Genomic DNA, 12,799 nt, shown 5'->3' with positions numbered 1-12,799 from the left:
CACTGACGCGGGATGATGTGACGCGGCACCAGCGCCGGTCTTTCACCCGAGTGCCTGCTGGTCACCAGGCGACGCTGGTATCAGATATCTAAGTTCAAAGTCTGTGACTGACACTGAATGTTATGACCAGACACCAGCTCCTCGGCTGGAACCCCGGCGGCTGGCCAGAACCCCTTGTATTCGTTCCCGCACAGATATCAATTCCCATGTCTCGCACTGGCACTGGGAGATGAACACTCATAGGCTTTGGTGAACGAACGGACCTTTTGCTCGGGCAGTGCGGCGCCAATTAGCTTAGGGCCTAAAACAGTCGGGCTATTCAAACTAATCAAAATCAACACGAATGACTTAAAGCTCGACCAAATCTCAAGCCTATTGAATCAACTTGGTACGACGGATTGTTAATACCAAGCTCAATATCTCTGACCGACACTGAATGTTATGACCCGGCACCAGCGCCGGTCTTTCTCCCGAGAACCTGCTGGTCGTGATTATCACCAGGGCCTCGCTGGAAACAAATATCCAAGCTCAATATCTCTGACCGACACTGAATGTTATGACCCGGCACCGGCTCCTCGGCTGGGAACCGGGCGATGGGACTCGGCGGATGACCAGTACCCAGGCGCTCGCTCTGGCGTAGGTAACGATTCCCATGTCTTGCACTGACACGGGATGATGTGACCCGGCACCAGCGCCGGTTTATCACCCGATTACCTGCTGGAGATGAATGCACGGACCGGGGCTCGCTGGTAACTAATATCCAAGTTCAATATCTCTGACCGACACTGGACGTTATTACCTGCCACCAGCTCCCTGCCTTGGAACTGGGCGATGGGACTCGGCGGATGACCAGTACCCAGGCGCTCGCTCTGGCGTGGGAATTAATCCCGCATGTCTCGCACTGACACGGGATGGCATGACGCGGCACCAGCGCCGGTCTTTTAACCGAGAATCCGCTGGTCATCGTGAGTTGAGAATCCGTCAAAGACAATTGGCTTGAACACCATTTTCTAGATTGTTTAGTAATTAATTCATATTCATTGTCACCCCGAGAAATTGAACCGTCTCGGGCAACGACTCAATCTTGGGTAGTACCGTTCGGCTTGAGATGATTTTTGGATATTTATATTTATTTTTTTGTTTTTAAGAAGGGCTGTACCGCTCAGGATTCCATTTCAATGTCTTGGTTAGACTCTTTACGGTTAGCCAGTGGTCATTGATTCACTCTCGGGCAGGGTCGAATCATATTCATGGGATGTCACGGTCGCTGATTGATGCTCGGGCAGGGTCAATTCTGATTCTTAGGGTGTCACGGTCGATGAAAGATGCTCGGGCAGGGTCGATTCTGATTCTTAGGGTGTCACGGTCGATGATTGATGCTCGGGCAGGGTCGATTCCGATTCTTAGGGTGTCACGGTCAATGATTAACTCTCGGGCAGGGTCTTTTCTAAATTGCCATGCGCCAGCGACCTCTCCCTTGGCGGGAGCCTTTTTTTTAGCTCCCCCTTTATAATACTACTATACGGAGGGTGGTACACCACCACTAATATATGACGAAAGGCTGAATTTTCGTGTGAATTTTCGTTGTCACCAGTCACTTTTTCGTCTTTTTGATACCACCCCATGTATATGTAGGAGATATGTCCACCACACTCATAAAATCCTCATTTTCAAATTCCCTACATATATTGAGGGGGGTGTCAGACATCTCATTCATTAGCAGGTGCTAATGTTTTGGTGGTTCAATTTTAGTCGAATTTTGATACCACCATTGATATATGTAGGGACAGTGATGCCAAATTCTGAAACGAACTGTCGTTTCATGGTGGTTGATTAGCAGTGATGATCAGAACTAGATTACTTTCGTTAAGGCGCGTCATTGAAAATAAGGATTAACAATACCGCTCAAAATGTGTATGTCGGTTGATGGACGTTCTTTTGAGTAACGATTTTCGATTTCTGGCTAATTGCTTTCAAGAACGCGCAAATCTTCCCATACAATTCCCAATCCCACCAAAATAGAAACGATGTTATGCAATTTTTTTCAATTGTTTCTACAAATGTCATTTCTTAACCGATTTATTACGGTGTTTATCAATATTTCCCAAGCATCTCGATTTTCCTCATACGCAATACAATTTTATTCGATTCATGCACGATATTTTTCAACAGCTAACAATAAACATGAAAAATACCCTCACTAATTGCTAAACCATCATCAATTTTTGTGTATCACTAGGTTTGACATCAAGACAAATGATCGGAGTGATTGATTATGAACAAACAACTGGAAGTTGCAGCGATAGATGTAGGCTTTGGAACCACCTGCGTTGCATCTGAAATAACAGGCGATCACTGTTATTACCATTGCTTCCCATCAAGAGCTGTAAAGGTGAATCCTACAGAGCTGAAGCGACTGGAATCGTTTGGCACAACTCAGCGAAATACGGTTTTAGTGAACATTGACGGAAGTAGTTATGAAGTGGGGCCGGGAGTTTTGTCAAAAGCAGCTGACGCCAACGAAAGACTTCTTAATAAACGTTACATCTCAAGTCCGGCTTACAAGGCGCTGTTTATCGGTGGCTTAAGTCTATTAAAAACGGATTGCATTGACTTGCTGGTGGCTGGTCTTCCATTAAACCAACTTGATCGTAAAGATGAACTACTCAATTTTATGATTGGTGAACATCATGTGGATGGGCGAGTGATCCGAGTAAAACAGGCACATGTATTGCCGCAGCCACTTGGCGCACTTACTTATCATGCAAAGTCTGAAGCAAAGAAAATGAACTGCGGGATTATGGAGGCGCTTGGGAACCGAGCGAGAGTTACTGTTGACCCAGGTTATGGAACAACCGACTTCTTGACTTCAACGGGGCTTACAATCGACGAAGAACGTACAAAGGCATTCGAACTAGGTCAGGGGAAAATTCTCAGAAGCCTGAGCACCTACCTGTCTGAGGTTTTGGGTACGTCCATCGGGACCGAATTGGTAGACAAGGCATTCAACACGAAAAAGCTCGAAATATTTGCTGAAACGTATGACTTCCCTGTCGCTGATGGTGTCTTTGATTGCTTGCCGCTGATTGACAGTTTGTGTAATGAAGCAGTCGATTTACTTACAAACATGCTTGGTGAAGCATCAGACATACAAGAGTTTATTGTGTCTGGTGGTCCAGCTCCCGATTTCGCGAGAGCGCTAGAACGTGCATTTCCGAGACATACTGTGAAGTTAGTCGAGAAACATGAAGTTGCTGTATGCCTTGGTTTTGCTGAGTTAGCTAGACAAATCGCGGGTGTTAATTCAAACAAGGTTGCGTAGCTTATGAGTAATAGTATCGATGTTAACCTGTCGACTTGGGTGGAAAGGGGAGCTATCGAGATCCCCGATAGTCCCAAGTTTAAGCGCATCATGTTGCGACGAATACTAAACAAAGGCGCAGTGATTAAGCGATTGCACGAGTCGAACTGGGAAAAGATATCATCACAAGTTGAGCTTACGATGCCGTTCAACGGCGAGAAGGTTAATGAGCGATTTAGAATATCTAAACGTGATTTCCCAGTTTTGTTAAGCGAATTGAATCATTGTGAAAACCGAAGTTGGTTACTCCCAATTCTTTTCCAATTGGGGCTGTTATATCACCAATCCGGTGAAGCAATTATTAATCGATTTTTGGGTAACGTGAACACCAACAACGAACACGGTTCTTCCCAAAATTCTCCACAGATACCTGAAGCTAAATCACCACAGACAGACCCAGCAGATTTGGTATCTACGGAACTGGTTGATAACTTGACTTCAAGCGGATTAATCAGTTGATTTAGAAATAGTACATTTGTAATAAGTCAAGGGTTAATGTTGAGAATGTGTATGTTTTTTTGTAATCATTGTTGTGATTTTATACATTTATGCAATAATCCAAGAGTTCACTAAAACAAATTGCGTATTATGGAATTCGTAATTTCGTATAAATGAACACAACGTCAATACTGTAAACGCAACCTAACAACGCTCGTGGTGAGCTTAGTAAGGTGTTTGAAAGGTCAATGTTGGGATCGTTCAAACCGCGTAAAAGCATGGAAGATTTACTTATGAAACGTCTAGGCCACATGGCAGCCGTGCGTGCAATTTCCGCTCGCATATTGTCAGCTGCACACCAATCTGTTTTAACTAACAGAGAATGCTCCGCTCAAATTAACTTTCTGACTAACATCGACGTAGATCGATTTATAAGTATCGAGCCCGATACTCTAGAGAAGTTTGCAGAGATGCAGCACCATATCTTTACCCTTGCCCCATTACGTTCTGGCTGCACTAAACAAACAGGTTTATCGGTTCTCAATACCGCAATTGAAACAGGCCAGTTTGAAAATTATCGAACACGATTGAACGCTTATCTCAATGTCACTTCTGAATCTACACCTTCTACCGATGAGATGAGTTTTCAGTGCCAATCACTAATTCTCGCAATGCACAACCTCGCTCAAACAGATCCGCATTCTGCGATGATTGAGCTAATGGCAACTCAACAAGAAATCATTAAGTTTGCTAGTTTTGAGTTGTTTCAAATTGTCAGGTTCACATCTGCCGGTATAAATCCTTTCGTATTTCACGAAGGTACTGAAGCTGAGATGTTGAATGCCTTAGAGACTCATGAATTTCAAAGTCACAATGTCGGCGTAGAACGCATTCGTATGCGTACCTTGACCGATATGATCTAAATTCAGTCTGTTCACAATTTGAAAGGATAGTCATATGTCCGAGATACAATTATCCACAGCGTCTCAAATGGCGCTGAAATTGGAGACGCGAGCACTCGATCTTGTACGCTTTGGTGCAAACGCAGCCACAATTAAAGACCTTTTAGGTTCAGTGCCTAAGTCTGCTCAACATGAGCTTGGCCGAATGCAGACAGACTTTAAAAAATCAAGAATGGGTAAAGATGCGAGCTTTCTTCATCAAGTACCGGAAGCGTTTCCCATCTCGAATAAGCTTTGGGCTTATTATTCAATCCTCTCCAATGACCCATCAGTAAAATTGCCGCTTCAAGACAATATCGACAAGATGCTTGATGCTTATGCAAGAGTATTTGATGAATCGAGTGAAGACATACGTGCTTACGTGAATTTCAATCGATTTGTTCAACTCCTTCATCGTATCGGTGACGGTACGATCCACATTTTCAAATGTGAGTGTGGGACAAAATATATTGGCCACACTGAAAGACCTGGTACTGGTTGTGCTCATTGTCGTGCAGAAAGAGCGAGAAATCGTCGTAAAGCCAAAGCCGCTGAGGTATAGATTATGAAATCGAACTATCTAGGCTTATCGATGTTATGCGCCCTTGCATTTGCAGCTACCGCGACGGCAGATGCAAATTTCGTCAATGATAAAAGTGCCGCTCAAGGTTGGCACTTTTATGGGGAGCCTGAACCAGAAGAACCCAAAAAGCCCGTGTCTCCACCAGTCCCTATTGCCCCTCCAAGTACAGCAAAATCTGGTCCTGAACCTATGTCGACGAAATGGATTCGAGCGCACTTTATGGAGTTTGTTGGTGAAGCAATTAATGACCCTAGTCCGGAGAACATCCAACGAGCCCGATACATGCAACGTGTGATTATGGACAAGGCGACTGCTTTTAGGGAAGCGTGGATGCAAGATGTCATCAACAACCCTCTTCTTGATGAAACACAAGCAAGGCCAACATCGAGTTTTGCTCTTAATGCTAAGAATGAAGCTAAGAATCGTGCAGAACAGGAAGTGGTTCAAGAAGTAGCAAAACAAGCGGGGTTATGGTTCTTTTTTGAGAGCACTTGTGATTACTGTAAACGCCAAGCACCAATTGTCCAACGCCTCATGAGCAAATATGGCTTTAATGTAAATGCGATCAGCATCGATTTAGCGCCAATGGAAAATGGTATGTTTCCTGAGTATCAACCGGATACCAAGCAGAAGTATAAAGAGCTAGGCGTTCAAAGAGTGCCTGCTTTGTTTTTAGTCGGTAATTCCGGTGAGTTCGTAGCGCCCATTTCACAAGGCATTGTGACTGAAAGTGAAATAGTCAGATTGGTTCTTATTCAGGCAAAGACGGCCAATGTGATTTCAGAAGAACAATTTAACGACGCGTCGGCAGTTGAGTCACTACAGCAAATTACACGATTTGAAGATATTGATGAAGAAAGAGCCTTAACAGACGCAAACTATCTAGTTGAAATCTTAGAATCGAACCTCAAGGCACAGCAAGGTTACTAACTTTATCGCGGTTAATTGGAGCCTGTTCATTAGTTAATGAGCAGGCTTTTTTATATCAGTTGCACGTTAATTACCGAAAAAAGGCTCCTTATTTGAATTTTTTGCACTGGCGTTAAGTAACACTAATCCTAGTTCTCTATCAGGATATGGTCATGAAGCTTATACCAGTGGTTCTACTGACATTCAGTACATTAGTGATGGCTAACGAGTCACAAAAGCCCGTGATTACGTCATCAAACACTACCAACTCCCATCAATCGACGACTCGACAAATAGTAGAAATGCCCGATTACGAGCGGCTATTTGGCGCTATTACGTCGAATAAAGGCGACATCAACGCGTTGAAAGTCAGCCTACTTAATTTCTATTCAAGTTTGCTCCCAGTTTTGCGTTATGAAGCTCTCGTTCTTGAGGTCCCTGAAGCTTTGACCGCTTATAGCTCTGCAGAGTCAGCAAGCTACGAACTCGCCAAGCTTCACCTTATTGACCCTCAAACTCTAGAACCAAGTGAATATCAGTTTTATGAGCGAGTAGTGGTTGAAGACAGCTACGAAATTGCGAAGGAGTTGGTACTTAATGTGTTGCCGTTTATCCCTTCGCCTGAATCAGACCAACAGAAAAGTTTGACAAAGAATGTCAATGCACAAGCGCAGGAGGCAATCAATTATGAAACGTATTAGGTCTTTTATCGTTGCCGCCTCGCTGACATGCTCTATGAATGTGTTGGCCAACCCAATGCAAGACGTCTTCAATGGGTACTCGACAGGTCATGGTATTGTCGACTACGAAACCAGTAATAAAAACGCCATCGCACTCGGTTCTTTTTCATACCGTGTTAAGAGTCATGATCCAAATATCGTGAACTTTCAAGTTCCGTCGATGAAAGCCGGATGTAACGGAATCGACCTTAATCTGGGTTCATTTTCAATGATCAAAGATTTAACAGGGATGCTCCAAAACTCAATGAGACAAATTGCAGCGGGTAGTGCGTCGTATGCCTTCAACCTAGCTTTAGATGCTCTGTGTCCGACGTGTGCTGCAAACATCAAAGCCTTGAAAAAAGCGATGGATGAATGGAACAAATTTTTCAAGAACTCATGTGAAGCGGGTCAGGCATTAATGGCCAACGCGGTCGGCCCATATGAACAATCAATCCGAGATGCTTTAGCAATCGGTCAAGCCGCAAACTCAACTGGTGTTGCGACAGATTCAGCTGATTGGTTTCAAAACATAGCCCCAGGCACTTCATTGCTTGAGCTCTCCCAAAAAGTTCAGAATGGTGAGGAATTACTGACAGGTAACCTGCTAATTAACGGCATGAGAACATCAAAAATGAATGTTGGTGCCGCTGACTTCTTCCCTAGATTTTCGGAAACCGTCATGTCACTAGTTGGGACCGAGATCCGAGATGTTGCTGATAACACTGACCCTGACCGCCAAGGTGTCGAAACCTCTTCAATTGCGACAACTCCGGTTCCTGCGACATTGACTCTGCTAGATATCGCCTTTGGTGGCTTTGATACTCAAGAACAAGTGACAAGGCTCAAGTGTAATGACGGTAACCCAGATACTGTGGCCAGCTCTAAATGTCTCGATATTACTCAGGAAACGATTGATTGGAGGCCGTTGAACAAACAGTTCTTAGAAGCGTTGGACGGAACGACAGACGGGACCGCAGGCGTATTAGAGGTCTATCGAACAGGTGCTCGCGGTGCGAATGATTTTGGTCCTACTCAAAAAGCAGTGATACAGGGTGGCGGTATGGATGTATATGGCTACATAGCTTTACTCGCGACCAAATACAGAAAAAGTTCAGAGGTCCAAGGTTACTACGAGGCAATTGCTAATGAATACGCGTACAACTTTGCGATGCAATTTTTCACATCTGCTCGTGCGTATTTGGATGCGGTTGCAATCGCGGCTAAAGCCGACAGCGATGCTAATGCCCAAGCCTACATAAAAGAAGCAAGAGGAATGTTGAACATACAGATGGACATTGTGGACCGCCACTATGAACAACAAGACTCTAAGAACCGTTTGCATATGTTAGTCGAGAAGAGTATGGAGAACTAAGTCATGGAATTTCTGATATATACCATTGGTAATTTTGATTGGGCTAGACAAGTTTTCCTTGGCTTGTCGATGGCGTTCGATCAATCAACAGGTGAATTTGGACAGCCTAACTACTTGTTCGGTCTTGGATTAGTTCTTTCCTTCTTCGTTGCAGCCTTCAAACAATTCTTTGAAAAGGGTCAGATTGGTGGTGAATTCTTAGGAACAGTGTGCAAGGGCTATCTTATCTGGATGCTGTGTTTCTACCCGAGAGTCGACATTGTAGTCGAACATGCTGGTACGGGTGATTCAGCGTATTTTACTGACATTCCTATTGGTTTGGCTATCGGTGGAGCTGTAACGACTCAAGTACCTATCGCGTTTATCGATATTTTGAGTGACATCTTTGTGATGCCCCAGAACTCAGGCACACACTTAGACGCACTTAGAACGCTGGTGGCTATCGAAGGGTCTGTAAATAGTCCGAATATTCGTACTATTGGGCATGCAGATAGTGATTTCATACGCAGCATAGACAGTTACATGAATGGCTGTTTGTTCAAAGACATGGAAGTTGGTGGAGCCTATCAAGAGGCGAAGGTTGGCAATGTATTGACGAATGTCGATGCTTGGGCCGCGATGGAGGTCAGCTCAACGATTTGGTACATCGACATGTATCTTGAAGGGCAACCGTCATTCATGTCGTGTAAAGACTCTTACACTGCACTGAGCGCATACATTGATAATGACCAATCGAAATTAGCAGACGGACTCGATGAGTTAAATGAAGCGAAAGGCATATCAGCGACACAAGTAAGCTCTGCACTTCAGCAGTTGGGCTCTGCATCAATGGACAGCTACACATTTCAAATGAATAACTTCCTTGATTATCACGTCAAAAAGAACGCTATGGGGTTAGATGCTAGTCATTCTGCACGAGGCCAACTTGTTGACGCTATGGAATATCAAGCTAAACAACAGCGTCTTTTCACTATGGCAGGTGACAGAAACTTGTGGCTTGAAATGGCCCCTGCCACCATCTCATTTTTTGAAGCGTTCGTGTGGTTTGCTGCACCACTTATGTCCTTCTTTATCATCTTTGGTGAAGGGGGCTTTAAGATCGCCGCGTCATACATGCGATTCTTAGTGTTAGTTGGATTGTATCCATTTGTGATGATTCTGATTAACTTCTATCTCGATTGGTCTATTCAAAATGCGTTGGAAACGTCGATCACTGAGCAAACAGCATACACCATAGGGGGATTGTCCAATTTCTATTCCGAAGCGCGAAGTTATATAGCGACCGCATCTTACATGACGACAATGGTTCCTATGTTGGCTTATATGCTTTTGAAAGGTGGCGAATACGCAACCGTGAGTATGGCTGGCAAGATCGGGGGAACCGCACATGTTAATCCTAGTGCTGTCGCACCAGATATTGCCGTTGGTGCCAAAAATGGTTCACTCAGAATGGGTAATCACAGTTGGACTATGGGTGATAACGGTGTGGTTCATTCAACAAATCAAATTCAAGATCAAAACATGCCAACACTCAGTGGTATGTCGAATATGACCAGTAACTTATCCCTTACATCAAGTATGGCAGAGTCGCGAGTTCAATCATCCCAAGCTTCACATCAACAGTCATGGGGCAAGCTTTCTCAGCTTATGACGCAGATTCAAAAAGGAAAAAGTGTGAACGGTAGTGATAGTCATCAATATTCTGAAAATGCTCAATTTGCAGCGCAGGTGCGTGAAGGTTTACAGAAAAACACCAATCTAGATACTCAAGAAATTACTCAATTGATGGGTAAGTTAGTAATGGGTGGTGGTGGCTCGGGTAGCGGAAGTTTCGGTTGGGGAAGTGGAGAGGATTCAACACAGCAAAACTCTGAGAGTGCAAAGACGTCGACTCAAGCTTCTGACTCTACCCAATACAGTAATGCAAAAAATAATAAAACAATGTCGAATACGCAGGGGGGCTCTCAGGCTGCAGGACGACACGGACGTGGCCCCGTGACGAGAACTAGCCATATAGAAGATAAGGGCAATTCAAAAACAGAAAGAGTCCAAGTTACTGACACTAAGAGTAATGACAAGAGTTCCGGAAAAACAAACCGAGTGGGTTCAAGAAGCAAAAGTGATTTCTCGGTTGGTCTTGATGGCCGAGTTCAGGTTAACGCAGAAGGCGGGTTTAACCTTACGGAACGTGAGGCAGAGGCATTGCAGGCAAGCTTAGGTTACGTGACCAGTGAACAAGGCGGCACCAGTGCTCAATATACTAGTCAAGAAGCGATTCAAAAGGTTCATGGTCTTTCAAGAACGACAGGTTGGGGCGAAACGGGACAAAATGCTATTCAAGACCTGAAAAGTTATACAGCTGCGAAACAATTCCAAGAAACGACGCAACACGCATTGGGTGTTGCAAAAGGTTTGAATCAAAATTATTCAACCAATTTTACAAATGCGGCAAACAATAAGGAATTTAAAGAGTGGGTGGCTAATGGTTATAACACCGAAAGTGAGATGGCCAACATGAGCCCAGAGGAGCGTAGAGTCGTTGATGCCAATGCTCAGGCCCGAAACCTCCAAATACAACGTGATGCATCTAAATACTATCACGGAGATGTGGGTCGTGCAGCAGCAGTACTTTTCTCAAGTGAAATGGTTAATCAATATCAAGAAGTGGCGACCGCTAAAGACATTAATTCAATGAAATCGGGCTTGATGGATATCTCGCAGAAATTCAATGAAGCCGACTTCTTGATTGGTGACAAAGCACTTAATGATATGTCGAAAAACTTTGCCACGATGAGTAACAATTTAGGGTCTGTGAAAGACACCACCAGCAACTCAGCCGTAGCAGGCATTCCGGAAGAAATTCAAAGATACCAGCAAGGCTTTGAGAAAACACGAGATGAACGACTGGGTGAGGTTGGTACATTATTGACCACCAAAAATATCAAAGATGAGCACGGGGAAAATGTTGATAAGGCTCGCGCCAATGCATCAAAAGTTGCGCCTGAGAAAACAGATGAAATTAAGGCCATTAAAACTGCCACTGATACAGTTAATCCAACTCCAATTTCTCAAGAAGTTAAGAGTGCTGCGAAAGATGGTGGTGGATTGGTAAATGACATTGCAGCGGGGCTAGTTTCTCAGTTTCACTCTGCGACAGCGCAACAGCTATCAGAGCCTGCCGCAGAAAACATGAAGCACTTAGAATCACCATTGAATAAAGGTGCTGATTTACTAACAAGACCACAAATTGCAACTAGCCCAAGTGCTCGTGATTTTGGACTCACCACTAATTCCGAAGGTGTATATGGCGCCGCTGTGATCGCGTTAACCAGTGATGAGAACACGCTCAATAAAGATGGGCTACTCAGTGACACTGAAATCAAGCATCACAATAATGCGGTTGGGAATATAGAACAACTAAGAACGGAAATGTCTGAGGATGAGTCATTTGCCAAAGAAGTCGGTGGACTTGCATCGGGCAAATACACCATGGAAGCGTTAGAGGACTATAAACTGTTTATGGGTGGCTCTGAGGACGGGTTCAGAGACATTGATTACAACAACGTTGCTCATGTTGCCTCAACACTTGGTACATCCCTTACTGATGAGCAAGTTTCGAATCTATCAAATCAATCTGAGGTCAATAAGAATTACGATGTCGTAAATGGCAAATTGTTATCTAAACATTATCTGCAGATTGGAATAGAGGATGTGGCCGAACACCAGAAAGCTTACCACGCATCTAAAGATACACCGAATGAAGTGAAGTTGTCACAACTTGAAGCGACAGGTAAAGAGCAAAATGAAGCTGCAATTAAAGAGGGCCAATCTAACGGAACAACTCCATTAACGGGTGTTAATGACACCGTAGCGAACACAGCAATGCCGGGTTCTGTACCGTCAAATGAGCCGTCACCAGTACCAAGTTCAATGACAAAATTCGCTGAAACTGCAGCGCAAAGCTTGGCACTTATGGAGGCATCAGAGAACAGTGGTATGAGTGACGAACAGAAATCACAAATCTTTGACTCCATTGACAGTAATACGATTTCTGTAAAAGAAGGAGCTCAACTGTTCAATGCTGTAAGTTCAGGTGAAATGACCGCTAATCAGGCAATTACGTCGTTGCAAGAGAAAGAGGAGATGCTTGCTTCAACAGAAAATACCCAACCTGATGCGCAACCAACAGAGGCAAATAATTCAAAGGAAAAAACGACACAACAAACCCAAGGCAATGATCAAACAGGTTTCTCCAAACTAGCTTCAATGGTTGTTAGCGCATTACCTAGTAGCCCATTACAGCCAGAGGACAGTAATAATCAGCGTACCCAAGTGCAAAGCAATCAAGAGGTAGCTCCTGATAATAAATCAGCCGAAACGGTAGAGACGTCGAAGACCTCTGACACTGTACCTACGAACTCACGCCCTGAAAGTTCAGCACCACAGTCGGCGGCTCAAGTGGCAAGTGCATCA

The 12,799-nt window shown here is 44.2% G+C and carries 8 protein-coding genes; all 8 read left to right on the top strand.

Annotated features, from left to right (window positions below):
* Positions 1 to 2,275: 2,275 nt before the first annotated feature.
* A complete protein-coding gene (locus AB4138_RS21085) occupies positions 2,276 to 3,322 on the top strand; it encodes a ParM/StbA family protein (protein WP_136987111.1) in 1,047 nt (348 codons plus the stop codon).
* 3 nt (positions 3,323 to 3,325) lie between these two features.
* Positions 3,326 to 3,820 (top strand): hypothetical protein, encoded by a 495-nt coding sequence (locus tag AB4138_RS21080; RefSeq protein ID WP_136987110.1) that lies wholly within the window; start codon positions 3,326 to 3,328, stop codon positions 3,818 to 3,820.
* Positions 3,821 to 4,092: 272 nt separating this feature from the next.
* The gene (locus AB4138_RS21075) at positions 4,093 to 4,722 is read left to right on the top strand and encodes a hypothetical protein (protein ID WP_136987109.1); all 630 of its coding nucleotides are present in this window, start codon (positions 4,093 to 4,095) and stop codon (positions 4,720 to 4,722) included.
* Positions 4,723 to 4,756: 34 nt separating this feature from the next.
* The gene (locus AB4138_RS21070) at positions 4,757 to 5,302 is read left to right on the top strand and encodes a hypothetical protein (RefSeq protein ID WP_081231361.1); all 546 of its coding nucleotides are present in this window, start codon (positions 4,757 to 4,759) and stop codon (positions 5,300 to 5,302) included.
* A 3-nt stretch (positions 5,303 to 5,305) separates the two neighbouring features.
* Positions 5,306 to 6,253 carry a conjugal transfer protein TraF gene (traF, locus tag AB4138_RS21065; protein WP_136987107.1) on the top strand — a complete coding sequence of 316 codons (948 nt, stop codon included), beginning with the start codon at positions 5,306 to 5,308 and terminating at the stop codon, positions 6,251 to 6,253.
* 152 nt (positions 6,254 to 6,405) lie between these two features.
* A complete protein-coding gene (locus AB4138_RS21060; protein WP_136987106.1) occupies positions 6,406 to 6,933 on the top strand; it encodes a hypothetical protein in 528 nt (175 codons plus the stop codon).
* Positions 6,920 to 8,326 (top strand): conjugal transfer protein TraH, encoded by a 1,407-nt coding sequence (locus tag AB4138_RS21055; protein WP_170964548.1) that lies wholly within the window; start codon positions 6,920 to 6,922, stop codon positions 8,324 to 8,326. The genes AB4138_RS21060 and AB4138_RS21055 overlap by 14 nt, the downstream gene beginning before the upstream one ends.
* A 3-nt stretch (positions 8,327 to 8,329) precedes the next feature.
* Positions 8,330 to 12,799, top strand: a 4,470-nt coding sequence (locus AB4138_RS21050; protein WP_372307584.1) for a conjugal transfer protein TraG N-terminal domain-containing protein, incomplete at its 3' end; no start/stop codon positions are given.

The sequence above is a fragment of the Vibrio sp. 10N.286.52.C3 genome, from assembly GCF_041468865.1.
GTDB classification, from domain to species: domain Bacteria; phylum Pseudomonadota; class Gammaproteobacteria; order Enterobacterales; family Vibrionaceae; genus Vibrio; species Vibrio crassostreae_C.
Note: the sequence above shows the minus strand (reverse complement) of the source record. Positions and strands in the feature narration are given on the sequence as shown.